The following is a 26,087-nucleotide window of genomic DNA, read 5'->3' as shown; positions in this document are numbered from 1 at the left end:
TTTAAAAAATAAAGAGTTATTTATGTTCTAAAGGGGTAATTTTAAGCTTATAGTTTATAGGAAGGAATCTAATTCTTAGAGAGAAAAGAGACAATTAGTCTTGTCTTTTTCTCATCCAAGTAGGCTTATCAAGATCTTCAGTATCAAAGTCTTCGCCACCACTTATTCTCACAATTGTATTTGTATCAATAGGTTGTGAGAATAGAGGAGATTCTTGTATTTTTTGTGTAGGTTGCGTAGTGTTATTAATGACTTCTTTTTCAAAACCTGTTGCAACAATAGTAACTTTCAAGAAATCTTTAGGCATATCCTCAATTGTTTGAGTTCCAAATATGATATCAGCATCATCACTAGCAGCTTCTCTCACTAAACTTAGAGCTTGATTAATCTCAAGCAATGGATAATCCGGGTGGCTTTCAAAATAAAGAAGCACACCTTTTGCCCCATTAATAGATAAATTATCAAAAAGAGGAGATTCTATAGCTTTTTTAACAGCTTCTGAAGCAGCATCTTCACCTTGAGATTCTCCTACACCCATTAGAGCCAATCCCTTGTGACTCATTACTGTTTTTAGATCTGCAAAATCTGTATTGATATCATCCTTACCATAAGTCAAAACAATATTTGCTATGCCATTAACTGCACGAGCTAAGACAGCATCTACTTCCTTGAAGCTATCCTTAATCCCAGTGTTACGATTAATAATTGTAAGAAGTTTGTCATTAGGGATCACAACAACCCCATCGCTATATTTTCTAAGTTCTTTGAGTCCTTCTTCAGCAATTTTGCTCCTCTTATTGCCCTCCATCAAAAATGGCTTAGTTACAACAGCAATTGTGAGAGCACCCACTTCTTGTGCTGCCTGTGCGATAACAGGCGCTGCACCTGTACCAGTTCCTCCTCCAAGTCCGGCAGAAACAAATACAATATCTGCTCCCTTAAGAGCTTCGACAATGTTTTCATAGCTCTCTTGGGCAGATTCTTTTCCAATCTCAGGAAGCATTCCTGCGCCTAAGCCCTTTGTGAGTTTTTCACCCAGTTTTATCTTATGCTTCGCAGGTGAGCTATTAAGATGTTGTATATCAGTATTAGCTGCAATGAGAGTAATGGCACTATGGGTTCCTGTATTGATGAGATGTGCAATCATATTAGAACCCCCACCTCCAACGCCAACTGCAATAATCTTAGCTCCAGCTACATTTGAAATTTCCGTCAAATTAAACTGCATTTGTTCTTGATACATAGGCATCCCTCTTAAACTATTCTTAAAATATTAAAAAATCTTACTAGCAAAATTTTTCACCGCAAGCCAAAACTTACTCTCTTTTTTTTGGTTTTGTTGAGAGATTATAGCAGGTTTTTCTATACTTTTTTCATCTTTTTCAAAATTACGATCAAGATTTCTCAAGTCTGTATGATTGATCTCATTACCCTTTTGAATAAAGTGTTTTTGAGAATCTCTTTGTTTCTTATAGCGAATATGTTTTTGAGAATCTCGTTCGTAGTTTGTGTGTTTTCCCATACCATAAAGGATTAGACCAATAATTGTTGCATTGCTTTCATCTTGTAATTCTTCTGTTAAAACCCCATCTATTGCTATAGGTTTTGCGATACGGATGGGGATTCTAAAAAACACCTCAGCAATCTTGATGATATTTACCATTTTTGCCATACCGCCTGTAAGAACAAGTGTTCCGATCTGATCTTCTAGACCACTTCTCTTAATAGCTTGAGATAAAATATTAAAAGTTTCTACAATCCTTAAATGGACTACTTTTTGCACTGTATCAAGTGATACATGATGCTTTTTCATTGTGCCAATAGATGGAACTTCCAAGCTTTGATCACTAAATTCTGCTGTATCTTCAAATTTATCAGGATCAGCATATTTAATTTTTATCTCTTCGGCTGCGGAGATAGAGGTATGAATAGCTTCTGCGATATCGCTTGTAATATGCTGTGATCCTACACCAAGAAAATAATTATAACGCATAGAGTTGCCTAGATAGATCATCGCTTCACAAGTGCTGCCACCCATATCAATACAAGCAGCACCTAATTCTTTTTCATCCTCAAGCAATGTTGCAATAGAAGAGGCATAAGAAGATAATACAATATTTTCTACCTCAACACCAGCAAGTTTTACGACCTTTTTTATATTCTCTAAACTTGATTTTTTGGCAGCTACAATGTGTGTAAAAACTTCAAGTCTTGATCCAGTCATTCCATCAGGATCTTCAATAAAATCTTGATCATCAAGTTTAAATTTATAAGGCAGAATATGAATGACTTCACATTCTACAGGAACTGTAGAGTTATACAAAGCCGTTTCAAGTGCTCTACCAATCTCTTTGATGGTGATTTCTCCTCCATTTGCAATACTTACAACACCTGAGCTATTAAAACTTTTTGTGTAAGAACTAGAGATTGATACAATTGCTTGATTGATATTTTCTGCATCTGCCATTCTTTTTGCATCAATAAGAGCATTTCTAATTGCTTGACTTGCAAGCTCAATATTAACAATTGTTCCCTTTTTAATTCCTTGAGATTTTTGAGCTCCAAAGCCTATGATTCTTGGTTCATCATTCCTGACTTCTGCAATAGCAGCGCATATCTTACTTGAACCAATATCAATTGCTAAAATCTTATTATCCAATTCTCACTCCTATTGAAAAATTTGTTTATTATAAACTTTTTTTGGATATTTCGCTTCGAGATATTCCATTAGTGTTTTGTCGATGAATTGTGATTTTGTGTTGCGAACCAATTCAAGTAGGTTGTTTGGAACATCTTGAGGTAATACTTGTTTATGAATCTTATAGACAAAGGCACTGGATTCTAGAGTTATTACACCTTTATCCTGACTTGATCCAAAAATGTTTCGGATTATTATTTGTGATTGATTTGCATCAAGGCTATCAAAATGAGTTTGATTTAATACATCAATCTTGGCTATTTTTCCACTAAAAGAATCTAATTGTTTTGCAGCTTCTTTTTTTAGTTCCTCAAATTGTAGTTCCTTTGTAAGAAAACCAAGCACCTCTTTTCTTGCTTCTTGTAATGTTTTAATGCTTTGTGGTTGGAAGTGGGTAACCTTCCCTATAATATAATAACTGCCATTATAAGGAGCTGGTTTTATAAACATTCCTTCACTCGCGTTATTTAATTGTTCAGATAGTTCCTGACTGACTTCTGGTGCATCAAGAGTTATTGTGATAGTTTGGGTATTTTGATCACCCTCTTTTAGTTTTTGAAACAATTTGATAGCTTGTTTTTTTGCCTCTTGTTCTTGGAAAGTATATTGTATTTTATCTTTTACTTTTTCAAATGGTTCTAGTTCTCCATTTTCTCCAAGATAGAGACTCTTATCCTCATCATATAAATTTTTTAAATCTTCCTGAGTAAAGGGTTGTTTTGTGATATCCACCAATATTGCTTCAATAGTCGCTTTTGCTTCTTTTTTGTATTGTTCTTTATTTTTTTCCCAAAAATCCTGAATTTGTTGTTGAGTAATTTTTTGTTTTAATGGCATAAGCTCTAAAATCTTATATTCTATGGTATCTGTGATTTGCATTGTAGAGCCAATTGTTTTTTGTTCTAAAGGAGTAGTTGCAATAGGGAATAAAGTGAGTAATTTTTGAATCAAAAGAGAATTTCTTACAGACTGCTCAAAAAACTTTACAGAAAGGTTGTTTTCTCTAAGAATTTGACGATAAAGCTTTTCATCAAAAACATCATTTTTCATAAAAATTTTATCTTGAGTGATTGCTTTCACTACCTCCTCATCATTTACCCGTAATCCTATGTCTTTGGCAAAACTTTGCAATTGTGCTGCTTGAATTAACTGATTTAGAGCAATTTTATTAAGTCCAAAAGTTTTGGCTTGCTCAAAATCAAGATTGCCACCTAGCATTTGATTGTATTCGTTAAATACTCTCTGATACATATTTTGGAAATCTTGTTGAGAAATTTTAATATCCCCAACTTTGGCTATATTGTCTCCTGTTAAAGAAAAACCACTAGGATTCCAGCCCACCATTCCAGCTGAAACAAGTGCAATAACGCTGATCCAGATAGTAATCACCAAGTATTTTTTATGTCGTTGCATCCACTCTAGCATAGGTTTTTAGTTCCTTAACATTGAAATTGACAAATCTTGTGTTTGTTTAAAATATTTTACCAAGTCTTAGCCTTTAATCCTAATAAAACCCCAAGTCATAGAAACATCAATGATTTGGGAATTTTAAAGCCTAGAGTCTTTTATGATTAAAATCTCTAATACCTTAGGTTTATCAAAAGGTATTGGGCTCTTTTCTAAACTTTTTAAAGGCAAGAATTTATCTTAAAATTAAAGCATAGAATCTTAACAAAACCGCCTGTTTTTTTCAAGTAGTTCTTAAGAAAATGGTGTGAGAATTAGTGATACCTAAATTAGTTAAACCCATTAAACATTAACAATGAAACTTACTATTAGTTTAAATACTATAATTTGTAGATTTTTTAGTGTGTAAATTAAAGAACTACATTATTTTTGAAAGAAAAATAGATTTTAATTTTTGTTGGTCTTATGAAGTATCCTAGGATTAAAACTTGAGATTTAAAAATAGGTGGTATTTCAAGGCTTTTTAATGTTTTGAGTTGTGGTTGGAAACTTTTTGGCAGGAAAAACTAATATTGTGCCAATAGAATTTAGAAAATTTAGATTTTATTGCTATAAACTTAAAGAGTGTTGTCAAGTCATTAATTTTCTAAGGATATCTTGAGACTAAACTTAATTTCTTAAAGTATGCTTAAGTGTTTTTTTTGTATAATCCTAGGCGGTCTTTTGCATGAGATATTTTTTTGTATTTTTGAGGTTAGTTTTTTATGAGAGATGAAAAGAATAGGCGTGTATTAGTAAAGTTTTCTGGTGAGGCTATGGCGGGGGCAAATGGATTTGGGATTGATTCAGAGATTTTGCGCTACATTGCTGGTGAGATAAAGTTATTGGTTGAAAATCAGGTTGAAGTTGGGATTGTTATTGGTGGTGGTAATATCATAAGAGGTGTAACAGCTTCTGCAGGTGGTATTATTAGACGCACAAGTGGTGATTATATGGGAATGCTTGCAACAGTTATTAACGCGGTGGCTATGCAAGAGGCATTAGAGCATATAGGGCTTGATGTGCGTGTGCAAAGTGCTTTAGAGATTAAAGAAATTTGTGAGAGTTATATTTATCGCAAAGCAATTAGACATTTAGAAAAAGGAAGAATTGTAATCTTTGGTGCTGGCACAGGGAATCCTTTTTTTACTACAGATACAGCTGCTACACTAAGAGCTATTGAAATTGGTGCTGATATGATTATTAAGGCGACAAAAGTTGATGGAGTTTATACTAAAGATCCAAATAAATTTGAAGATGCTATAAAATTAGATACTTTAAGCTATGATAGAGCGATGCAAGATCATATAAAAGTGATGGATGATACAGCAATTGCACTTGCTAAAGATAATAATTTACCAATAGTTGTATGTAATATGTTTAGAGAGCGAAATTTATTAGAAATTATCTGTAATAATTCAGGTATTTGTTCTGTTGTAAAATAAAAAATTAAACACCAAGGAGTAGAAGATGAGAACAGAAGAAGTGATTGCAAAGGCGTTGGAACAAACTTCAAATGATAGATATGTGCTAGCAAATATGGTTTTTGCTCGCGTAAAGCAATTAGAAAATGGTGCTAAGCCTTTAGTAGATACAAACTTAAAGATTGATAAGCTTTCAGATATTGCTATGATGGAAATTGCTGAAGGAAAGATCACTTTAGAAAAGATAGGATAAGGTTTTATTGGATTTATTTGATACCTTAAAGAAAATCAAAACTATCAGAGTAGCTGTTTCCACGCTCTCTGGTATTATAGAAATCACCCCAAGAATCCAAGATGCTTTAGATGTTGCAGTGCGGCATCATAAAGGACAGAAGCGTAAGAGTGGGGAGCCTTATGTGGTTCATCCTATTTGTGTTGCTTGTGTTGTGGCCTTTTATGGTGGAGATGAAGCAATGGTTTGTGCGGCTTTATTGCATGATGTTGTGGAAGATACAGATTATAAAATAGAGATGGTACAACAGTATTTTGGATTGGATGTTGCCAATTTGGTGGATGCCCTCACAAAAATTTCTGAGGTACGCAAAGAAGAATTGAGTGCTAAGACCTCTCCAAAGATTATTACAACAGCTTTAAGCTTTAGAAAAATGCTGATTGCTGCGGTAAAAGACCCTAGAGCACTGGTGATAAAAATCAGTGATAGACTCCATAATATGCTCACTCTTGGAGCTCTTCCTGAAAAAAAACAAAAAAGTATCGCAGAAGAGACATTAGTGGTTTATGCGCCTATTGCTCATCGTCTTGGCATCTCATCGATAAAAAATGAGTTAGAAGATAAGGGGTTTTATTATTTATTTCCTCAGGATTATCAAAAAATTCAAGAATTTTTAGAGCAAAATCACCAACCCTTTTTATCAAGACTTTATGATTTTACAGAAAAGATCAAGAGCTTGTTGCTTAAAAATGGTTTTTTAGAGGATAACTTTAAGATTGAAAACCGTGTAAAAAGACCCTACTCCATTTATCTCAAGATGCAAAGAAAGGGTGTGAGTATTGATGAAATATTAGACTTATTAGCGGTGAGGATTGTTGTAAAAGAAGAATTGGATTGTTATAAGGTTCTTGGTTTAATCCATAGTCAATTTAAGCCCATTATGTCTAGATTTAAAGATTATGTTGCTTTGCCTAAGGAGAATGGATACCAAACAATTCATACCACACTTTTTGATCACTCCTGGATTTATGAAGTGCAAATTCGAACATTTGGTATGCATCAAAGTGCGCAATATGGAGTTGCCGCACACTGGAAATATAAGAGTGGTGGATTGGCACCAAATATGGATTGGCTTCATAATTTTGAGTATCAAAATTCTTCAATTGAGGAATTTTATGAGTTAGTAAAGAATGACCTTTATCAAGAAGATATTGTAGTGTTTTCACCAGCGGGAGATACCTATAACTTACCTGTAGGAGCCGTTGTTTTAGACTTTGCTTATGCAGTTCATACAGAAGTGGGTAATCAGGCTTTTGAAGCATATGTAAATAATCAAAAAGCCTCTTTGCTTCAGATACTAAAAAGCGGAGATATTGTGCGTATTATTACGGGTGAAAATGTGTTGCCTAAATATACTTGGATTGATGAGGTAAAAACCTCTCGCGCAAAGAGTTGTTTGAGAACTCAAAGACAAAATCGCATTAGAGATATTGAGAAAAAAAGTAGTGTTAATATGCTTGCAGGAGTTTTTGATAAGCGTCCTAGGGTTTTTGAAAGATTTTTGGCGATCAAAGGCATAGAAGTTGAGAATCTATGGAAGATTCTTTATGACAAAAAACTACTCTTTGATATGATTGAGACTATTAGAAAAAAGATTTTTGAAAGCAAGGGAATTTTTGCAAAGATTCGATCTAGTATGATCAAGATGAAGACATTTTATCTTGAAAAATTTATTGTTTATTCCTCCAAGAATGTTGATGAAGTTTTGTTTGATTGTTGTTGTTATCCAAAATATGGGGATGAGATTTTAGGGGTTTATAGAGCACAAAAAGTTATTGTGCATCATAAACTTTGTGAAAGATTATTTGATGAAATCACTCAAGAAACCCCTATGGTTTTAGTTGAATGGATACAAGATAAACTGCCCTCTTTTAGAATGGTTGTAGCTTTAGAGGATCAAAAAGGAGGCATTGTAAAAATTTTAGCAATTCTTTCTCAAAATCATTGTAATATTACGGGTTTAAATTATGCTGCTTATAAGAATCAATTTCTAGTTCATTGTGAGATTATTTTTGAAGTGGATAAGAATCAAGCTAAGAATATTAAAGAGATTTTATCAAAGCATTGTAGAATAATCGACTTTAAAAATATACAAGATGCTTATCAGAGTTAAGGAGAATGTGGTGGAAGACATAGAATTAAAGATTCAAGAAGCTATGTTAGAGATTAAGCGTGGTAGTGTTGATTTTATTGGGGAGGAGTATATTTCCACTTTAGTGAGGAGATACTTTGAGACACAAGAACGCTTTATTGTAAAGGCTGGTTTTGACCCTACTGCTCCTGATTTACATTTAGGGCATACAGTTTTAATTCAAAAGCTTGCTACTCTCCAGAATTTTGGGGGAAATGTAAAGTTTTTGATTGGTGACTTTACTGCAAGAATAGGGGATCCAACAGGGAAGAGTGAGACAAGAAAACCTCTAAGTCAAGAAGAAGTAATCCAAAATGCCAAAACATATCAAGAGCAGGTGTTTAAGATATTGGACCCTAAATATACAGAGGTTTGTTTTAACTCATCTTGGATAAATGACCTTGGAGTAGATGGGATTTTGCAACTAACTTCAAATTTTTCAGTTGCAAGAATGCTAGAGAGAGATGACTTTGAAAAGCGCTATAAGTCAAATACGCCAATTAGTATTATTGAGTTTATATATCCATTACTGCAGGGTTATGATTCTGTGGCTTTAAATTGTGATATTGAACTTGGAGGTAATGATCAAAAGTTTAATCTTTTAATGGGACGTAGTATGCAGAGGGCTTATGGCTTAAAAAAAGAGCAATCCATCTTGACTGTCCCTTTATTAGAAGGATTAGATGGTGTCAATAAGATGAGTAAGAGCCTAAAAAATTATATAGGTGTTACAGAAGATTCTCAAACAATGTATGCCAAAATTATGAGCATCTCTGATACTTTAATGTGGAGATACTATGAATTGTTAAGCTCAAAGACATTGAGGGAAATTGAGCAATTAAAAGAAGATATTAAAGGACAAAAACTGCATCCAAAGAATGTAAAAGAGGCATTGGCTTTTGAAATCACCTCAAAGTATCATTCTGTGGATTTAGCGCATAAAGCTAAGGACAACTTTGATAGAGTTTTTTCAAAAAATTCCTTACCCGAAGAAATGAAGGAAATGACTTTTAACTCTGGTGAGTGGATTTGTAAAATTTTAGTAGAATCGGGCATCTCTTCATCTACTTCTCAAGCTAGAAGGGAAATAAGAGCTGGTGCTGTAAGAGTTAATCAAGAAAAAATCAGTGATGAAAATTATAAATTTTTTCAGGGCGAATTTATTTTGCAAATGGGAAAAAGAAATTTTTTACGCATAAAAATTAAATGAACTTAAAATAAAGGAAGCAAATGCTAACGACACTAAAGCCATTAAAAATTGGAAAATATACAATTAAATATCCTATATTCCAAGGAGGCATGGGCGTTGGAATTAGCTGGGATGAGCTAGCTGGAAATGTCTCTAAGAATGGTGCTTTGGGAATTATTAGTGCAGTTGGGACGGGATATTATAAGAAAATGCAGTTTGTAGAAAAAATTATCTCTTCCAAACCATTTGAGGCAATAAATTTTTATTCCAAAAGTGCCTTAAATGAAATTTTTAAAAATGCTAGAAAGATTTGTGGCAATAATCCTTTAGGGGCAAATATTTTATATGCGATTAATGAATATGGTCGCGTAGTAAGGGATGCTTGTGAGGCTGGAGCAAATTTTATTATAACGGGTGCAGGGTTACCTACAAATATGCCAGAATTTACAAAAAATTTTCCAGATGTTGCTCTCATTCCAATTGTTTCTTCGGCTAAGGCACTAAAGATTTTATGTAAAAGATGGAAAGAACGCTACAATAAGATACCTGATGCTGTGATTGTTGAGGGGCCATTGAGTGGTGGGCATCAAGGCTTTAAATATGAGGATTGTTTTAAGGAAGAATATCAACTTGAAAATATTGTTCCCTCTGTGGTTGAGGAGGCAGAGAGATGGGGAGGTATTCCTGTAATTGCTGCAGGTGGAATCTGGGATAGACAAGATATTGATAGAATGCTTAGTTTGGGAGCCAGTGGAGTTCAAATGGCTACAAGATTCTTGGGAACTTACGAGTGTGATGCAAAAATGTATGCAAAGATTTTACCTTCTATAAAAAAAGAAGATATTGTTTTGGTGAAATCACCAGTTGGTTATCCAGCAAGAGCGCTAAATATTGGTGTATTAGAAAGATTAAGAGAGGGTAATGCGCCAAAAATACGATGTATCAGCAACTGTGTGTCTCCTTGCCAAAGAGGAAAGGAAGCCAAGATTGTGGGATATTGTATAGCAGATAGTTTAGGTAGGGGATATTTAGAAAACTTAGAGGAGGGGCTTTATTTTAGTGGGGCTAATGGTTATAAAATTAAAGAAATTATGCATGTTAAGGATTTGATTGGAGAGCTTGTCAAGGGGTAAAATGCGCTTCCTTGTCTATTTTTTTTTATTTGGTGTTTTTTTATTTGCATCAAATTTAAAGATTATGCAAGTTGCTCCATTTGGAACAAGTAGTATTAAAATTGTTTTTAATCATGAAATTAAGCAGGCAGACTTAAGATCAAAAAAAATTGGAAATTTTAGAAGCTACTTAGAGGTGGATGCTGTCTTAATTCCATTTGCAAAGAAGAAATATAACTTTCCTAATCAATTACAAATTGTTATTGCTCAAAATACTCCAAAAGTAGTGCGCATAGTGATTGTTGGCAATAGCAATGCTTCATATCAAACTAAAATAGTGGGTAAATCTCTTTATATTAGCTTTGTGGATGAAATTCCTCTCTTAAAAGAAAAACAAGATAAAAATAAGCAAATTAAAAAAGAAAACCCATCTATTCTTGCATCCAAGCAGTTAGAATCAAAAAAAACTTATCGGATAATGATAGATCCTGGACATGGTGGTAAGGATTGCGGTGCCATTGGGGTTACTAAGATTTGTGAAAAAACAATTGTTTTGAGCGTTGGGAAATTTTTAGAACAGGAATTAAAAAAGAGAGGATATACGGTATTTATGACACGCAATAAGGATGTGTATGTGGATTTAAAAAAGCGTACAGAGATGGCAAATGCTAAAAACACCGATCTCTTTATTTCTATTCACGCAAATTCGATTCCAAAAACTTCAAATTCCAACTCACAAGGGGTTGAAACCTATTTTCTATCTACAGCAAGAAGTGAAAGGGCTAGGGGTGTAGCAGAGCAGGAGAATAAAGGTGATGTAGAAACAATGAATTATTTTTCTAAATTATCTTTTTTAAATACTTTAAATTCCCACCGCCTCATAGCATCTAATAAGCTTGCAATTGATGTGCAAATTGGCATTTTAAGAGAATTAAAAAGCAAATATGATAATGTGGTAGATGGCGGAGTGAGAGAGGGACCTTTTTGGGTTTTGGCAGGGGCTTTGATGCCATCGGTATTAATTGAGATAGGTTATAACTCCAATGAAATTGAATCCAGAAGAATTAGCAATAAAGAGTATCAAAAAGATTTGGCTGTGGGAATTGCAAATGGGATTGATAGCTTTATTGCTAAGAATTTTTAGAGTTTGGTATGATTAAGGTTATTTCATCTTATATTTTTTTCTTTTTTCTTGTTTTTGCAATGCTTGGTATCATGGTGTCAGAAACAAGTCACACTTTTTCGCAATTATTTTTTCTACTTTGCAAAGATGGTCTTGCTTATGATTTTTTGATAAAAACTTTATACTTTCTTATTGCGATATCTGGAATAGTTTATCTGATTTACTCAAATTTGCGTGGAAATACAAATTTGCAAAAATTATTTTTTGCCAGTCTTATTTCCATTATTTTTCTATTTATAGGGATTTTTAGCATTACTTCTGCAGATAAGAGTTTTATTGATACCTTGCATTTTAAACCTTATGATATTGTATATCTTGATTTCTTTTCACTTTTTGAAGCAAAGGGATTTGAAATTATAGTTTCCATCTTTTTTTATTTCTTTTTTACATTTTTTCCACTAGGGTTTTTGCTCTTTAATCTCTGTTTTAATTTACAAAAACCCTTGCATTCTTTTGGGTATAAATTTTTTCCTTCTCTTAATATCTGTATTTTGTTTATTATTGTCAATGCAATGCAACCTTATTATGACAAATTAAATTTTTATTTTTATATTGATTTATTTTTATTTTTAGTTTCACTAATTTTTTTATTAGTGCTTTTTATAAAGAAAAAATATTTATTTGGATTTTATGAATATGCTAATTTATTATTTCTTATGTTGGTTATTTTTATAATTTTGTTATGTTCTAGTGTATTGGTAAGGGCAGAGTATTACAATATGCGCTATTGCTTTTCTCTGCTGGTGTTTTTATTTTGGTGTTGCGAATGGATGTTTGAAGATTTGCTTCGTAAAGATTGAAAGCGTGAAGGCTTTTTGATACCTAAAAATAAAAGCTCACGATAGAATCTTTTTAGCCCTAATGTTTCTTTTTTCTCAATTTTATAATAAATATGTTTGAGGTATTTTAGGATAAACTCTTTATCTATAGAGCTATTTTTAGCATACTTCTCAAGGATGTAATAGGGTATTTTTATTCTTTTTTGATTGAACTTTTCAGAAATTTTAGAATAAATTTTTTGATGTTTATTAAAACATAATCTTCCAAAAACAAAAGGCAATCTATGTTTTTGAAACCAAAGAAATCCCATATCTTGACATTCTTGATTAAGATAGCGATGATAAAGAGCCCTATCACCAATTAAAACCTCACCTTTTAAGCCTAAAACCTCACAGAGCGCATTAGATGTAGCTGATTGATAATCTTTTTTTGAATCATTAGGTAGAAGAAGAACGCTCCAAACCTCACCTTTTGCAATAATTCCACTTTGTGTTGCGTGTTTTCTTTGATGAGCAGAATATCCCGCGATTGAGGAGATAAAACCAGCATCAATTCTTTGAAATAAGAAATCTTGATTTAATTTTGCAGGATATGACTTATGTAGATGTAGGAATTTTTTAAAATTTGAGGGCATAGGATAGGATTTTATAAAGACATCAAAAGGTGCTAGATTGATATAATTGATCTGTCCAAAACGCATCAGAAATCCTGTAATTTTTGTTAGCATTTTACGATAAAAAAACTAAACTTTAGGTTTTAAAGAGGGTTTAAATGGCATTATTGAGTCTAATTGAGGTGAGCAAACAATTTGAGCATAAAGTAATTTTAAATCAAATTAATTTAACCATACAAGAAAATGAAAAAGTTGCAATTATTGGTAAGAATGGTAGTGGAAAATCTACTCTTATTAAAATTATTTCCAATGATCTAGAGGCAGATGAGGGAAAAAGCGTCTTTAAAAATAATCTTAAAATGATTCGTCTTAATCAAAATATGGAATTTTTATCTACAAAGAGTGTCTATGAAGTTTGCGAGGAGGCTTTAGGAGATTTAAAAATTGCTCATAATAGATTGAAGCAAATTGAAGAAGAATTAAAAACAAGGCAGAATCAACAGTTGTTGCAAGAACAATTTCAGTGTATTGATTTTATTACTCAACATAATGCCTGGAATCTAGAAGAAAAAGTTGAAGAAATTTTAAAAAGATTTTCTTTATATGACCTTAGAAATCAAAGTGTAAGCACTTTAAGTGGTGGTGAACAAAAAAAGCTATCTCTTACTACTGTATTGATGAAAAAGGCTGATTTGTTTATTTTAGATGAGCCTACAAATCATCTTGATGTAGAGAGTGTAGAGTTCTTGGAAGAGCAGATTTTGGCTTTAAATGCAAGTGTTGTTTTTATTAGTCATGATCGTTATTTTATTGATAGGTTAGCACACAGAATCTTGGAGTTAGATAGAGGAAAAATACAGGCTTTTCAAGGGGGATATCAAAAGTATCTTAAAGCTAAAGAACAAATGCTTATTAATCTTTCTAAAGAGCATGAGAATCTCTTGAAATTTTTAAAAATAGAAGAAGAATGGTTAAGTAGAGGGGTGCAAGCTAGACGTAAAAGAAATGAGGGAAGAAAGGCTAGAATTTTAGAACTTCGGGAAAAGGCTAAAAGCAATCCTTCTATTATTAGGACAATGCAATTAGAATTACAAAGAGAGCAAAATCACAGCAAGGATAACCAACCAAAGAATAATAAAAAAGTGCTTTTTGAATTAGAGAATCTAAGTAAAAGTATAGGAGAAAAATCTCTTTTTAGATCCTTAAATCTCAGGATACTGCAAAAAGATCGTATTGCAATTGTAGGAAAAAATGGGAGTGGTAAGTCAAGTTTATTGAAAGTTTTACTCAAAGAGGCATCTTTTGATTCTGGAAAGTTAAAAGTGGGGGATATTAGTATTGGATATTTTGATCAACAAAAGAGTTTTTTAGATGATGATAAAACTTTGCTAGAAACATTTTGTCCAAATGGTGGAGATCATATAGAGGTGTATGGTAAAAATATGCATGTTTTTGGCTATTTAAAAAACTTTTTATTTCCCAAAGAGTTTTTAAGTCAAAAGATAGGTAGTTTAAGTGGTGGAGAGAAGAACCGGATTGGACTTGCCCTACTTTTTACAAAGAAATATGATTGTTTGATTCTTGATGAACCAACAAATGATTTAGATATCCAAACAATTAATATTTTAGAAGAATATCTTAGAAGTTTTCAAGGAAGTATTATCTTTGTGAGTCATGATCGTTATTTTGTAGATAAGCTTGCAGATAAATTGCTTGTTTTTGAAGGAAATGGAGTGGTACAAGAGAGCTATCTAAGTTATAGTGAATTTTTAGACTTACAAAAAGAGTTGAAAGAGTATGAGAAGTTGCAGAAAGACTTTTTAGAAAAAGATTTACAAAAAGAAGAGCAAAAAAAAGTAAAAAAGACACAAAATAAGTTAAGTTATATGGAACAAAGAGAGTTGGATTTGCTTCCTAATGAAATTGAGGGTTTAGAAAATAAGATAAAGAATTTTGAGAAAGAACTATCTGATCTAGATAATTATAAAAACAAAGATATTGGGTTAATTGCAAAAGAGTTGGAGGCGGTAAAAAATATCCTAGAAACAAAGTTGGCGCGTTATTTTGAGCTTGAGGAAAAAAGAATCAATTTTTGATCTTTTTTGATACAATATCAAATTATCTCAGCGTGTTTTTCGAGGAGTTGTTATGTTTTTTGCAAACAAATTAAAAGAAGAATTTTTAAAACTAAAAGCTAGAAGTGATTATTTAGAAAGTGTGATTTTAGCAATTAGAGAGTGTATGGCTGGTATTGTATTGCAACCAGATGGTGTAGTACTTGATGTAAATAAAAACTTTGCAGATATGCTTGATGTAAGTGAGGATAATTTAAAGGGCAAAAAGTTTGAGGATTTTTTACACCCAAACTTTCTAAAATCCTTAGAGTATATTCAGACTTGGAGAGATGTGCAGAGTGGTAAAAGTAAAATACAAGTCATCCGTTGTCTAAGCAGGGCTAATACAGAACTTTGGTTTGAAGCCAGCTTTTTACCTATCCGCACACCAGATCACAAAGTTATAAAGATTGTAATCTTTGCCTCAGAAATAACACAAAGAAGGAATGAACAACTAGTTTTAAAAGGTACTATTAATGCTGTTAATAGATCTATGGCAGGCATTGAGTTTGATCCAAATGGCAAGATTTTAGATGCAAATGAGAATTTTTTAAAGACAATGGGATATGATTTGAGTGAAATTGTTGGCAAGCATCACAGTATGTTTTGCAATCCAGAATTTGTAAAATCAAAAGAATACTCCAAGTTTTGGGAGGATTTAAGAGCAGGTTTATACCAGTCTGGATTATTTACTCGTATAGCCAAGGGAGGCAAGTTGGTCTATCTTGAGGCAAGTTATAATCCAATCTATAATATTGATGGAAAGATTTATAAAGTTGTGAAGTTTGCCTCTGATGTTACACAACAAGTAGAGAGAGATGAACAAAAAAATAAGCTTGCTTCTGAGCTTGCACAAAGAAATGATAAGCTTACTTTTGATGGTAAAGAAGTAATTGAAAGAACTGCGCAAAATGTAAGAAATATTGCACAAAAAATGCAAGCAAGTTCTGATTTAGTTGTCTCATTAAATGCACAATCTGATGAAATCAAATCGGTAATTCAAACAATTAAGGACATTGCAGATCAAACAAACTTATTGGCTCTTAATGCAGCAATTGAAGCTGCAAGAGCAGGAGAGCATGGAAGAGGTTTTGCCGTGGTTGCTGATGAGGTAAGAAAATTGGCAGAGAGAACAGGAAGATCTATCACTGAGATCACTGCTACTATTAATTCTATTAGAGATGTGACTTCTCAGGTTGTGGAATCTATTAAGGTGTCTATTAGTGAAGTTGAGGATAGCGTGAAACTTGCAAATGATGCAAAAGAGTTTATGGATAAAATTAGAGCAAGTTCTGAAGAGGTTGCTAATACCATTTCCTCACAATGAACTTTTTTTGGGTAGGTTAGATTTTGGAGGATAGATTTACTCGAACAAGATTCTTATTTGGTGAAAATCTTGAGGTATTTAGAAAAAAAAGTGTAGTAATTTTTGGTGTAGGTGGAGTAGGGGGCTTTGCCCTGGATTGTCTTTATCGCGTTGGAATTGGAAAAATTACAATTGTGGATAAAGATATTTTTGATGTTACAAATCAAAATCGTCAGTTAGGGTCTCACAGAGTTGGAGAAGCAAAGGTTGAGGTCTTGGCAGATATGTATCAAGGGATTACCCCAATACAAGCTCTTGTGGATAATGATTTTATACAAGATTTTGATTTTGAAGCCTATGATTATGTGATTGATGCAATTGATGATATTCCAGCAAAGGTTTTATTAGCAAAGCGTTGTATGCAATTCCCTTATGGAAGCTATATCAGTTCAACAGGGAGTGCAAAAAAAATTGATCCTTTAAATATAAAGGTAGATCAAATTTGGAACATATATGGTGATAGATTTGGAAGAAAATTAAAAGAGATTCTTAAAAAAAATAATTTTAAGGGAAAATTTAAAGCAGTTTTTAGTCCAGAAGAGCCAAAATGTAAAGTTTTGGGTAGTTTTAGTGCAGTTACTGCTAGTTTTGGTTTGCAAATAGGCAGTGAAGTTATTAAAGATATTTTAGAAAAAAATAGGGAGAGGTAGATACTATGATTTTGCAAGAAAATTTTTTAAAGAGAAATTTTTTAGAAGGTTTTTATGAGGATTTGCAGAAATTAAAAGTCTTTTTGTTTGAAGACGATATATTTGATGAAGATGAAGAAGATTATAGCAATGATGATGCCAGTGAGGATAGGTATTATAATGGATATGATGATGATGATTATCAAAATCCAGATTCTGATTATGAAGATGAGTGATTGATGAAAGTTGCCCTGATACAACATTCTTTTAAGAATACTAGAAAAGATACGATGGAGTTTATTGCCTCAAAGATTGAGGAGAGTGCATCAAATGGTGCAGTTTTAGTGCTTTTACAAGAGTTGCACAATACGCAGTATTTTTGTCAAGAAGAAGAGGTGGAAACCTTTGACTTGGGGGGATATTTCCAAGAAGATCTTGCTTTTTACTCTGATTTGGCAAAAAAACACCAAGTTGTATTGGTTGCTTCCTTATTTGAAAAGCGCAGTGCCGGTCTTTATCATAATACCGCAGTGGTTTTTGAAAAAGATGGCACTCTTGCAGGCAAATATCGAAAGATGCACATACCAGATGATCCAAACTTTTATGAAAAGTTTTACTTTACACCAGGTGATTTGGGTTTTGAACCCATTAAGACAAGTGTGGGAAAGTTAGGGGTTTTGGTATGTTGGGATCAATGGTATCCCGAAGCAGCACGTATTATGGCTTTAAAAGGTGCTGAAGTTTTAATTTATCCCACAGCAATTGGATGGTTTGAATCTGATAGTCTTGAAGAAAAAACTAGGCAAAGAGATGCTTGGATTGCTGTTCAAAGAGGCCATGCTGTTGCCAATGGTATTCCTGTTTTAAGTATCAACCGTGTAGGTTTTGAAGCAGATAAAGCAGGTGGAGGAATTTTATTTTGGGGTTCATCATTTGCTTTTGGAGCTCAAGGAGAACTCTTAGCACAGGCTACTGTGGATAAGGAAGAAGTGCTTTATGTTGAGATTGACAAAGAGCAAAGTGAAAGAGTTAGGAGAATATGGCCATTTTTAAGAGATAGGCGTATTGATAACTATGGTGAGATTTTAAAGAGGTATTGTGATTAGATATGTTATTTTTGACTAATTCAGCAGTGTTGTCCATTTTTGTGATGATATTGCTTTGTTTATTACGTTTTAATGTTTTTTTGTCTATAGTCGTGGCTTCTCTTGTTGCTGGTGTTGTTTCGCAAATTCAAAAACTACAAAATTGGAGTTTGGATGCATTGGGTGCAAATTTAAAAACCCTTCAAGATTTGATTGTGGATACAATGAAAGTAATGATTCAAGGAATGAGTGGAAATCTTGAAACTGCCTTAAGCTATGTATTTCTAGGGATTTTAGCAATTGCTATTAGCAAGGGGAACTTAACCAAAGTCTTGATCTATAAAATCTCTTTGTGGATTAATAAAAAAACAACGCTATTTTGTTTTTTGATTGCTTTTATTGCGTGTTTTTCCCAAAATCTTATCCCAATCCATATTGCTTTTATCCCTATTCTTATCCCTCCTCTTTTGGGAGTAATGAATCTGATGAAGCTTGATAGAAGAGCTGTTGCCTGTGCTTTAGCCTTTGGATTAGAAGCACCTTATGTTTGTATTCCTGTTGGTTTTGGATTGATTTATCATACAATCATTAAGGAGCAGATGCTAAAAAGAGGTATTGAGGTTAGTATCCTAGATATTGCAAGTGTGATGTGGATAGGTGGTTTAGCAATGTTTGTAGGACTAGTGATTGCAATTGTGATTTTGTATTCTAGACCACGAGAGTATGATTCAAAGCAGGTAGAAGAGAAATTTGAGATTTTAAAAGATGTAAAACTAGAAAAAAAAGATTATTTAGCATTATTGAGTGCAGGTATTGCATTTTTTGTGCAAGTTTTTACTTCTTCATTGCCACTTGGATCCTTTGTTGGAGTGGTATCTATGATCTTGTTTAAAGTTATAAAATGGGAAAGTATGGATAAGATTGTAGAGGATGGGGTAACTTCAATGGCATTTATTGCATTTATAATGCTTGTTGCCTCCGGATTTGGAGCAGTTTTAGATTCCACAGGTGGGGTGAAAGAGCTAATAGAATCAATTGCAACAATGGTAGGAGGCAAGTTTGGTGGTGCCCTTTTGATGCTTCTTGTTGGGCTACTTGTTACAATGGGTATTGGAACTTCATTTGGAACATTGCCTATCATTGCCACCTTTTATTGTCCTTTGTGTATTGAACTTGGTTTTGGAGTGCCTGCTACAATTTTACTTTTAGGGATTGCTGGAGCCTTGGGGGATGCAGGTTCTCCTGCTGCTGATACAACAATTGGTCCCACAATGGGTTTAAATGCTGATGGAAAACATCACCATATTTGGGATACCTGTGTTCCAACATTTATTGCCTTTAATATTCCACTTTTAGTTTTTGGATTGGTGGGTGCTTTAATTTTGGGTTGATTGATTATATTTTTTTCGTATGGAATCAACTTGTGCAAAAATAATGGCTACAGCTTCAAATAGGCTTACAGGGATTGGCTCTTCTAGATCAACCTGGCTATAAAGGGCTCGGGCTAGCTTTGGATTTTCTACAATCTCTATGTTATGTTCCCTTGCAATACCTTTGATCTTAATAGCAAGATGATCGATCCCTTTAGCCACGACAACAGGGGCAGGGTCTTTTTCTGAAAACCTTAGGGCAACTGCATAGTGTGTTGGATTGGTGATGACTACATCAGCTGATGGTATGGCTTTCATCATTTTACCCATTGTATTTTTCATCATAATTTGGCGGATTTTAGCCTTGATTTCAGGGTTTCCTTCTTGTTGCTTATATTCATCCTTGACCTCTTGTTTGCTCATACGTAGGGATTTTATGTATTGATACCTTTTAATTAAAAAATCTGATATTGCCATTACAAGAAACAAAACCAATAAAACAGCAATCAGTATTAATGCTTTATTTTTAATCCAAACCATTTGTGAAAAAATATTTAGCATTGCAGTATTTGGTATTTGCTGTAAGAAAGAAAGGATTAAAAACCCTCCGAGGATAAAGGCAATCAAAACTTTTAGTGTGATTAATAAACCATCTAATACTTTTTTTAGGGAAAAAAGATTTTTAAAACCCTTTATAGGATTTATTTTATTAAGCTTTGGGGCAATGACTTTTGGTGTAAGTAGAAAACCAAATTGTGCAATATTTCCTATAATTCCTGCAAGCATTAGGATAAGAAAAATAGGTAAAAGAATAAGGCCCAGATTCCACAGAATGCTTAAAGAAAGGTTAAATATATTATTTAGACTAAAATCACTTAAAAAAAATTCCAAACAGTTAATATAGATTTTTTTTAGTTTATCAAGCCAAAAAGGGAAGAATGCAAAGATGGCAAAACAGCCTGTAATAAAGCTTAAGAAAGCTACTACTTCAGGGCTTTTTGCAACATTTCCTTCTTCTCTAGCTTTTTGTATCTTTCTGGCAGAGGGGGCTTCTTGCTTTTCTTGCTCATCAGCCATCTATTAACTTCCTTTTAAAACACTGAGATAATCTTCTTGTGTGTTGAGATTGTAAAAATTTTTTTCCTCATTATATGTAAAAAAACTTGTGATGCATTTTTGAAATATTTTTGAAATTTTATATTCTTGATGAACTAGTGCTTGTTGGATTAATGGCATTGTATTGATATCCCAAATTGAAGTTAAAAAATGCTCTTTGTTTGGGGTTTTTGCAAAGTGTATATCTGATAGAGATGGTAAAGAATTGATTAGACTTAAAATATTAGATTTTGTTATAAAAGGAGTATCTACACAGATAAAGAAAATCTTTTTGGCTTTTAGTTGTTGAAATGCATTCAAAATTCCAATAAGTGGAGAAAAAGTTTTATCCTCTTCAATTAGGGCTGGAAGATTAAAATAAGGAACTTTAGAGGAGATAAAGACATCTTGAAATAAAGAAGACATTTTAGAAAATTGATATTGCAAAAGTGTTTGGTTTTTAAAAGCTAATAAGGCTTTATTTCTTCCCATTCTAGAACTTTTTCCTCCGCATAAAATAACACAAGGAATTTGCATTCCACACCCTTTTTGATTAAAAAAATAATTGTATGATTATAGGATTTTATCGGCAATTTAGAAAAAAACCGTTATATATTTTTATATATTTAGAGGTAGAGAAATGCTTAAGGATACTTTTGGAAGAACTATAGACTATATTCGGGTGTCTGTAACAAGACAATGTAATTTTAGGTGTCAATATTGTATGCCAAACACTCCTTTTGATGCCTTTGACAATGATGAGTATATACCTTTAGATAATGTTTTAAAATTTTTGCAGGTTGCTATTGATAATGGAATAAAAAAAATACGCATTACAGGAGGAGAGCCTCTTTTAAGAAAAGATCTTCCAGATTTTATTAGTGCTTTAAGACAGTATTCCAAAGAAGTGCAAATTGTATTAACCACAAATGGTTTTTTACTACAAAAGAGTGCAAAAATCCTCAAAGAAGCGGGGTTAAATCGCATCAATCTCTCATTAGATTCCTTGCAAGCACATAAGATTATGAAAATTTCAAAAAAAGATGCCTTAAATAATATTTTAGGTGGGATTGAGGAAGCATTAAAGTGTAATTTTGGGCTTAAGATTAATACGGTTGTGATGAAAAATATTAATGATGATGAAATATTGGATTTATTTGACTTTGCCAAAAAGCGAAGTATTATGATTAGATTTATTGAGTTTATGGAGAATACTCATGCAAATCATCAGCTCATAGGTCTAAAAGAAAAAGATATTTTAGAAATTATAAAAACAAAATACTCCTTTAAGGCTTTAGAAGAAAAAGCTATGGGGCCTGCAAAGCTTTATGCTTGCGAGGATGGCTACCAATTTGGAATTATTGCACCTCATAATGATGATTTTTGTCAATCTTGCAATCGGATAAGACTAACAGCAGATGGAGTGATTTGTCCTTGTTTGTATTATCAAGATAGTGTGGATGCAAAAGAAGCATTACTTTCTAAAAATCCACAAAAGCTTAAGGCGGTATTAGAACAAGCAGTATATAATAAGCCAGAAAAAAATCAGTGGGATAACACAATGGATGCAGATAAAGTGTCCGCACGAGCTTTTTATTATACAGGTGGCTAGAATGAGTTTATTAGATAGGGTTTTAAAAAAGGAAAACTTAAGTATTCAAGAGCTAAGCAAGCTTTATGATTATGATATTTTTACATTGGCTCAAGTAGCAGATGAAATACGAAGAAAAAAATATGGCAATAAGGTATTTTTTAATATCAATAGACATATTAATCCTACAAATATTTGTGCAGATGTTTGTAAGTTTTGTGCTTTTTCAGCAAGCAGAAAGAATCCTAATTCTTATGAAATGAGTATTGATGAAATAGTTTTACAAGTGATGAATGCTTATGAAAGGGGAGCAAAGGAAGTGCATATTGTATCTGCACATAGCCCTAATTATTCTTATGAGTGGTATCTTGATATGTTTAGTGCAATCAAGAAAGCCTTACCACAAATTCATCTTAAAGCAATGACTGCAGCAGAAGTAGATTATCTTGATAGAAAGTTTAAAAAAGGCTATCAAAAGGTGCTAGAGGATATGGCAAAGGTTGGAGTGGATTCTATGCCTGGAGGAGGAGCAGAGATTTTTGATGAAAAGGTTAGGGAATATATCTGCAAGGGAAAAGTTAAGTCAGCTCGTTGGCTTGAAATCCATCAATATTGGCATCAAATGGGATATATGAGTAATTGTACGATGTTGTTTGGACATGTTGAGAGTAGGGAAAATCGCATTGACCATATATTGCGTTTAAGAGATTTGCAACAAGATAAAAATATTGTAGAGTCAAAAAGAGGTGGTTTTAATGCATTTATCCCACTTGTTTATCAAAATCAGAATAATTTTTTGAAAATTAAAAATCCTCTAAGCGGTCAAGAAATTTTAAAGACAATTAGCATAGCAAGAATCCTATTGGATAACATCCCACATATTAAAGCTTATTGGGCAAGTTTATCTTTAAATCTTGCCCTAGTTGCGCAAGAATTTGGCGCAGATGATATGGATGGCACAATTGAAAATGAATCAATCCAATCAGCAGGTGGTGCGGAAAGTAAAAATGGTGTGAAAAAAGAGGAATTGATCTCTCAAATAAAAAATGCAGGTTTTAGGGCTATTGAAAGGGATAGTCTTTATAATGAATTGCAAGAGTATTAAGATATAAAGAGGATATAAAAACTATGAGACATCTAAGAAAGATTAAAGATTTTGCAGTAATTGGTGGGTTAAGCGCAATGGTGGTATTTGCTTTACAGGGATGTGATAATAATAACCAAGACGTATATCAATCTCAAAGTATCAAAAAAGGTGCATTTGTATTGTTAGAAGAGCAAAATGATGGAAGCTATAGAATCTTAGAGGAATATCCAAGTAACACGACACATGTCGTAGTTAGAGATAAAGATGGCAATGAAAGGGTTTTGAGTCAAAGCGAGGTTGATGCACTAATAAAAGAGGAAGAAAGAAAAATTGATAATAATACTAGTGAATTGACATCAGGGAGCTCCCAAGGATTAGGTTTAGGTGGGGCATTACTTGCTAGTGCTGCTGGGGCAATTTTAGGGAGTTATATTGGTAATAAGCTTTTTAATAACCCAAATTATCAACAAAATCAACAAAGAGGTTACAAGTCCCCCCAAGCTTATGAGCGCAGTAAAAATAGCTTTAAAAGTTCAGGTGCAGGTGCTACAAAAACCCCATCTAGTAATGCTAAAAGTGGATTTTTTAAAAATAACTCATCTCAAAGTTTAGGGAGCTGAAAATGCAAATCCAAAAAATTAATCCTTTAAGCAAAGAAGTTCTAGAAGAAATTGGTTTAAATTGGCATAGTGATTTAGACAATACCCCCTACATTGAAGATGAACTAGTGGTGATTACTAAAGAAGAAGCAGAGAGGTTTTATGAGGCGGGCAATGAACTTTATGATATGTTTATTGAGGCTGCAGACTATGTGATTAAAAATGATTTGTTTTTTGAATTAGATATTCCTAATTCTCTTATCCCTATGATAAAACAGAGTTTTGAAGAAGATGTGCATTGGCATCTGTATGGTCGTTTTGATTTTGCAGGAGGCATTGATGGAGCACCTATTAAGCTTTTAGAATTTAATGCAGATACGCCTACAATGCTTTATGAAACAGCAGTGGTGCAGTGGGCATTGCTTAAATATAATAACTTAGATGAATCCGCACAATTTAATAATCTTTTTGAGAGTATTGGGGAAAACTTTAAAAGACTCATTACTTTAAATGAAGATGTAAGCAATTTTGAGAATCTATATCAAGGGTGGAAGATTTTGTTTTCAAGTGTTGGAGGCAATATAGAAGAAGAAAGAACCACAAGATTCTTACAAGAGATTGCTCAATCTGTTGGGTTTAATACAGAATTTGGTTTTATTGATGAGGTAAATTTTTCTTCTACAGAGGGGGTTTTTTACAAAGATCAAAATTATGAATTTTTATTTAAGCTTATACCTTGGGAGAATATTGCAATTGATGAACCAGAGCTGGCGTTATTAATGCAAGAGATTATGGAAAATAAGAAAGCGATTTTTCTAAATCCTGCTTATACATTGCTTTTTCAAAGCAAAAGAATACTTAAAATTCTCTGGGATTTATTTCCTAATCATCCATTGTTGCTAGAAACAAGTTTTGAACCATTAAAAAATAAAAAACAAGTAAAAAAAACTGCATTTGGTCGAGAGGGTGCAAATGTTGAAATTATTGAAAGTAATGGGGAGATTTTAAAAAAGAATGGGGGTATTTATCAAAACCATAAACCTATTTATCAAGAGTTTTGCACTCTAAATACGCATCAAGGTTTTTATTATCAGCCTAATGTGTTCTTTGCCTATGAATCTTGTGGTCTTGGCTTTAGAAAGGGCGGATTGATTATTGATAATTACTCTAAGTTTGTAAGCCATAAAATAGATGACTAAATAGCCCTAAGTGTCTTTTGGACTTAGAGGCTCTCCTGTCTTTTAGATATTTTTTTAAGTTTAATCATTGCTTGATATTTTTTTTGGAACTAATTTTTAATCAGATTTTTTCTCTTTTAATATTACTAAAACAAAAGCTTGTTATTAAACATCTCTAAGTTTTTAAAAATATTTTACTTTTATCTATCAAAACTATTTTTAGTAATTTTGGTGTTTATTCTTTTTATAAAGAATCTTTCTTGTGAAAAAAGATGATAAAAAATCATTCAAACAATGATAAGTTTATTGTAATTTTTTAAAAGTATTGATTATCAATGCTTAAACGCCTTTTTTATATCAATTCTATAATTTTAGAGCCTTTTTAGCCTAAAATTAAACATCTGATCAAAAATAAATTTAAATCATCATGAGGTTTATACTTGAGTTTAGATTCTTTTTATTTATTATTTTTTAATAATTCCGTGTCTTAATGCTTCTTTGGATTTTTTACTAAAGGGCTAAGATAGTTTTACATAGAAAATGATTTAAGCTAAAATTTTTCCAAAATGGGAAAATTTATTCTGTGACTGATAAGATTTTTGGAGTTTTTGGATATCTCTTTTAAAATCTTTTATATGATTTTGTATCACAAGTTTTTAGGTTGATTTTAGAGATAGTATTTTTTAAAAATACTATAGGATTTTTTTTGCAAGACCATTAGGTTGCTTTTAAATCTTTATTGCCTTAAAAATATTTTTTTAAATCCCTAATATTATTTTGGGTTTTATATTGAGAAGCTAAGCTCTTGTGAAAAATAATTGGAATTAAAAAGCTTGATTTTTTGCAAGAAATCTCTATATTTTATGTGTATATCTTGACAAATTAGTATATTAGACTGATTAATTATATGTTTTTATTAAAAAAAATACATATAAATGTATTTTTATCCATTTTTGTCAATAAAAAAGAGTATTATTAAGAGTGCCAAGATTTTAGAAGGCACAAGATTGTATTGTTGTATATTTTTTAGAGATTCTAAAAAAATTTTTAAATAGGGAATTAGGGAAGTTGAGCAGACAGATGGAATGGTTTGCTTTAATAAAAG

The 26,087-nt window shown here is 32.5% G+C and carries 23 protein-coding genes and 1 pseudogene; 18 read left to right on the top strand and 6 right to left on the bottom strand.

The features are described from left to right. Positions 1 to 94: 94 nt before the first annotated feature. Genes ftsZ through C6H31_RS05640 form a run of 3 tightly spaced genes read right to left on the bottom strand, consistent with a single transcriptional unit; the run spans position 95 to position 4,123 of the window. Positions 95 to 1,243: a cell division protein FtsZ gene (gene ftsZ, locus C6H31_RS05650; protein ID WP_104697846.1), complete on the bottom strand. Its 1,149-nt coding sequence runs from the start codon at positions 1,241 to 1,243 to the stop codon at positions 95 to 97. A gap of 30 nt (positions 1,244 to 1,273) precedes the next feature. Then, a complete protein-coding gene (gene ftsA, locus C6H31_RS05645) occupies positions 1,274 to 2,659 on the bottom strand; it encodes a cell division protein FtsA (RefSeq protein WP_104697845.1) in 1,386 nt (461 codons plus the stop codon). A gap of 9 nt (positions 2,660 to 2,668) precedes the next feature. Continuing rightward, positions 2,669 to 4,123: a peptidylprolyl isomerase gene (locus C6H31_RS05640; RefSeq protein ID WP_104697844.1), complete on the bottom strand. Its 1,455-nt coding sequence runs from the start codon at positions 4,121 to 4,123 to the stop codon at positions 2,669 to 2,671. 746 nt (positions 4,124 to 4,869) lie between these two features. Here C6H31_RS05640 and pyrH point away from each other — a divergent pair. The 7 genes from pyrH to C6H31_RS05605 are packed head-to-tail and all read left to right on the top strand — an operon-like array spanning position 4,870 to position 12,275. Then, positions 4,870 to 5,589 (top strand): UMP kinase, encoded by a 720-nt coding sequence (gene pyrH / locus C6H31_RS05635; RefSeq protein ID WP_104697843.1) that lies wholly within the window; start codon positions 4,870 to 4,872, stop codon positions 5,587 to 5,589. Positions 5,590 to 5,614: 25 nt separating this feature from the next. Next, on the top strand, positions 5,615 to 5,821 hold the full coding sequence (locus C6H31_RS05630) for a DNA-directed RNA polymerase subunit omega (RefSeq protein WP_104697842.1): 207 nt from the start codon (positions 5,615 to 5,617) through the stop codon (positions 5,819 to 5,821). A gap of 7 nt (positions 5,822 to 5,828) precedes the next feature. Beyond that, positions 5,829 to 7,973: a RelA/SpoT family protein gene (locus C6H31_RS05625; protein ID WP_104697841.1), complete on the top strand. Its 2,145-nt coding sequence runs from the start codon at positions 5,829 to 5,831 to the stop codon at positions 7,971 to 7,973. A 19-nt stretch (positions 7,974 to 7,992) separates the two neighbouring features. Further along, positions 7,993 to 9,201, top strand: coding sequence for a tyrosine--tRNA ligase (gene tyrS / locus C6H31_RS05620; protein ID WP_199768134.1), 1,209 nt, complete (start codon positions 7,993 to 7,995; stop codon positions 9,199 to 9,201). Positions 9,202 to 9,221: 20 nt separating this feature from the next. Continuing rightward, positions 9,222 to 10,313, top strand: coding sequence for a nitronate monooxygenase (locus C6H31_RS05615; RefSeq protein ID WP_104697839.1), 1,092 nt, complete (start codon positions 9,222 to 9,224; stop codon positions 10,311 to 10,313). Position 10,314: 1 nt separating this feature from the next. Then, positions 10,315 to 11,436, top strand: a complete 1,122-nt coding sequence (locus C6H31_RS05610) for an N-acetylmuramoyl-L-alanine amidase family protein (RefSeq protein ID WP_104697838.1) — start codon at positions 10,315 to 10,317, stop codon at positions 11,434 to 11,436. Between the two features lie 8 nt (positions 11,437 to 11,444). Then, positions 11,445 to 12,275, top strand: coding sequence for a hypothetical protein (locus tag C6H31_RS05605; protein WP_104697837.1), 831 nt, complete (start codon positions 11,445 to 11,447; stop codon positions 12,273 to 12,275). Here C6H31_RS05605 and C6H31_RS05600 read toward each other — a convergent pair. Next, positions 12,200 to 12,955 carry an MqnA/MqnD/SBP family protein gene (locus C6H31_RS05600; RefSeq protein WP_104697836.1) on the bottom strand — a complete coding sequence of 252 codons (756 nt, stop codon included), beginning with the start codon at positions 12,953 to 12,955 and terminating at the stop codon, positions 12,200 to 12,202. The genes C6H31_RS05605 and C6H31_RS05600 overlap by 76 nt on opposite strands. Before the next feature lie 71 nt (positions 12,956 to 13,026). On the opposite strand from C6H31_RS05600, the gene abc-f reads away from it, so the two are divergent. The 7 genes and pseudogenes from abc-f to C6H31_RS05570 all read left to right on the top strand — a co-directional run bounded on the left by abc-f (position 13,027) and on the right by C6H31_RS05570 (position 19,453). Then, on the top strand, positions 13,027 to 14,964 hold the full coding sequence (gene abc-f / locus C6H31_RS05595) for a ribosomal protection-like ABC-F family protein (protein ID WP_104697835.1): 1,938 nt from the start codon (positions 13,027 to 13,029) through the stop codon (positions 14,962 to 14,964). Positions 14,965 to 15,016: 52 nt separating this feature from the next. Next, positions 15,017 to 15,793 (top strand): annotated as a pseudogene (locus tag C6H31_RS07185) (PAS domain-containing protein); the annotation flags it as partial. A gap of 81 nt (positions 15,794 to 15,874) precedes the next feature. After that, the gene (locus C6H31_RS07180) at positions 15,875 to 16,309 is read left to right on the top strand and encodes a methyl-accepting chemotaxis protein (RefSeq protein WP_442778075.1); all 435 of its coding nucleotides are present in this window, start codon (positions 15,875 to 15,877) and stop codon (positions 16,307 to 16,309) included. Positions 16,310 to 16,332: 23 nt separating this feature from the next. Next, the gene (locus C6H31_RS05585) at positions 16,333 to 16,998 is read left to right on the top strand and encodes a ThiF family adenylyltransferase (RefSeq protein WP_233709972.1); all 666 of its coding nucleotides are present in this window, start codon (positions 16,333 to 16,335) and stop codon (positions 16,996 to 16,998) included. A 5-nt stretch (positions 16,999 to 17,003) separates the two neighbouring features. Beyond that, entirely contained in the window at positions 17,004 to 17,213 is a 210-nt protein-coding gene (locus tag C6H31_RS05580; protein ID WP_104697832.1) for a hypothetical protein, read from the top strand. Between the two features lie 3 nt (positions 17,214 to 17,216). Continuing rightward, positions 17,217 to 18,083: a carbon-nitrogen hydrolase gene (locus tag C6H31_RS05575; protein ID WP_104697831.1), complete on the top strand. Its 867-nt coding sequence runs from the start codon at positions 17,217 to 17,219 to the stop codon at positions 18,081 to 18,083. Between the two features lie 2 nt (positions 18,084 to 18,085). After that, positions 18,086 to 19,453: a Na+/H+ antiporter family protein gene (locus C6H31_RS05570; protein WP_104697830.1), complete on the top strand. Its 1,368-nt coding sequence runs from the start codon at positions 18,086 to 18,088 to the stop codon at positions 19,451 to 19,453. On the opposite strand, the gene flhB is transcribed toward C6H31_RS05570, so the two are convergent. Then, the gene (flhB, locus tag C6H31_RS05565; RefSeq protein WP_104697829.1) at positions 19,439 to 20,509 is read right to left on the bottom strand and encodes a flagellar biosynthesis protein FlhB; all 1,071 of its coding nucleotides are present in this window, start codon (positions 20,507 to 20,509) and stop codon (positions 19,439 to 19,441) included. The two genes, C6H31_RS05570 and flhB, sit on opposite strands and share 15 nt — an antisense overlap. 3 nt (positions 20,510 to 20,512) lie before the next feature. After that, entirely contained in the window at positions 20,513 to 21,064 is a 552-nt protein-coding gene (mobA, locus tag C6H31_RS05560; protein ID WP_104697828.1) for a molybdenum cofactor guanylyltransferase MobA, read from the bottom strand. Between the two features lie 103 nt (positions 21,065 to 21,167). Here mobA and moaA point away from each other — a divergent pair, with 103 nt between their 5' ends. From moaA to C6H31_RS05540, 4 genes are read left to right on the top strand one after another with little or no spacing between them, the layout of a single operon-like run. After that, positions 21,168 to 22,139 (top strand): GTP 3',8-cyclase MoaA, encoded by a 972-nt coding sequence (gene moaA, locus C6H31_RS05555; RefSeq protein ID WP_104697827.1) that lies wholly within the window; start codon positions 21,168 to 21,170, stop codon positions 22,137 to 22,139. Between the two features lies 1 nt (position 22,140). Next, complete coding sequence (gene mqnE / locus C6H31_RS05550; RefSeq protein ID WP_104697826.1) at positions 22,141 to 23,223, top strand: aminofutalosine synthase MqnE; 1,083 nt, start codon at positions 22,141 to 22,143, stop codon at positions 23,221 to 23,223. Positions 23,224 to 23,246: 23 nt separating this feature from the next. After that, positions 23,247 to 23,825, top strand: a complete 579-nt coding sequence (locus tag C6H31_RS05545) for a UPF0323 family lipoprotein (RefSeq protein WP_104697825.1) — start codon at positions 23,247 to 23,249, stop codon at positions 23,823 to 23,825. Positions 23,826 to 23,827: 2 nt separating this feature from the next. Next, complete coding sequence (locus C6H31_RS05540) at positions 23,828 to 25,003, top strand: glutathionylspermidine synthase family protein (RefSeq protein WP_104697824.1); 1,176 nt, start codon at positions 23,828 to 23,830, stop codon at positions 25,001 to 25,003. The last annotated feature ends 1,084 nt before the right edge of the window (positions 25,004 to 26,087 follow it).

It is taken from the genome of Helicobacter sp. 'house sparrow 1', from assembly GCF_900199585.1.
Classification (GTDB): Bacteria; Campylobacterota; Campylobacteria; order Campylobacterales; family Helicobacteraceae; genus Helicobacter_H.
Note: the sequence above shows the minus strand (reverse complement) of the source record. Positions and strands in the feature narration are given on the sequence as shown.

What these genes read in the sequence shown, in the direction of transcription:
- C6H31_RS05630 (WP_104697842.1), top strand. Translation starts at nt 5,615, where the DNA reads ATGAGAACAGAAGAAGTGATTGCAAAGGCGTTGGAACAAACTTCAAAT.
- C6H31_RS05570 (WP_104697830.1), top strand. Translation starts at nt 18,086, where the DNA reads ATGTTATTTTTGACTAATTCAGCAGTGTTGTCCATTTTTGTGATGATA.
- abc-f (WP_104697835.1), top strand. Translation starts at nt 13,027, where the DNA reads ATGGCATTATTGAGTCTAATTGAGGTGAGCAAACAATTTGAGCATAAA.
- C6H31_RS05605 (WP_104697837.1), top strand. Translation starts at nt 11,445, where the DNA reads ATGATTAAGGTTATTTCATCTTATATTTTTTTCTTTTTTCTTGTTTTT.
- C6H31_RS05615 (WP_104697839.1), top strand. Translation starts at nt 9,222, where the DNA reads ATGCTAACGACACTAAAGCCATTAAAAATTGGAAAATATACAATTAAA.
- C6H31_RS05610 (WP_104697838.1), top strand. Translation starts at nt 10,315, where the DNA reads ATGCGCTTCCTTGTCTATTTTTTTTTATTTGGTGTTTTTTTATTTGCA.
- C6H31_RS05640 (WP_104697844.1), bottom strand. Translation starts at nt 4,123, where the DNA reads ATGCTAGAGTGGATGCAACGACATAAAAAATACTTGGTGATTACTATC.
- pyrH (WP_104697843.1), top strand. Translation starts at nt 4,870, where the DNA reads ATGAGAGATGAAAAGAATAGGCGTGTATTAGTAAAGTTTTCTGGTGAG.
- flhB (WP_104697829.1), bottom strand. Translation starts at nt 20,509, where the DNA reads ATGGCTGATGAGCAAGAAAAGCAAGAAGCCCCCTCTGCCAGAAAGATA.
- C6H31_RS05580 (WP_104697832.1), top strand. Translation starts at nt 17,004, where the DNA reads ATGATTTTGCAAGAAAATTTTTTAAAGAGAAATTTTTTAGAAGGTTTT.
- C6H31_RS05600 (WP_104697836.1), bottom strand. Translation starts at nt 12,955, where the DNA reads ATGCGTTTTGGACAGATCAATTATATCAATCTAGCACCTTTTGATGTC.
- moaA (WP_104697827.1), top strand. Translation starts at nt 21,168, where the DNA reads ATGCTTAAGGATACTTTTGGAAGAACTATAGACTATATTCGGGTGTCT.
- ftsZ (WP_104697846.1), bottom strand. Translation starts at nt 1,243, where the DNA reads ATGTATCAAGAACAAATGCAGTTTAATTTGACGGAAATTTCAAATGTA.
- C6H31_RS05575 (WP_104697831.1), top strand. Translation starts at nt 17,217, where the DNA reads ATGAAAGTTGCCCTGATACAACATTCTTTTAAGAATACTAGAAAAGAT.
- C6H31_RS05540 (WP_104697824.1), top strand. Translation starts at nt 23,828, where the DNA reads ATGCAAATCCAAAAAATTAATCCTTTAAGCAAAGAAGTTCTAGAAGAA.
- mobA (WP_104697828.1), bottom strand. Translation starts at nt 21,064, where the DNA reads ATGCAAATTCCTTGTGTTATTTTATGCGGAGGAAAAAGTTCTAGAATG.
- mqnE (WP_104697826.1), top strand. Translation starts at nt 22,141, where the DNA reads ATGAGTTTATTAGATAGGGTTTTAAAAAAGGAAAACTTAAGTATTCAA.
- C6H31_RS05545 (WP_104697825.1), top strand. Translation starts at nt 23,247, where the DNA reads ATGAGACATCTAAGAAAGATTAAAGATTTTGCAGTAATTGGTGGGTTA.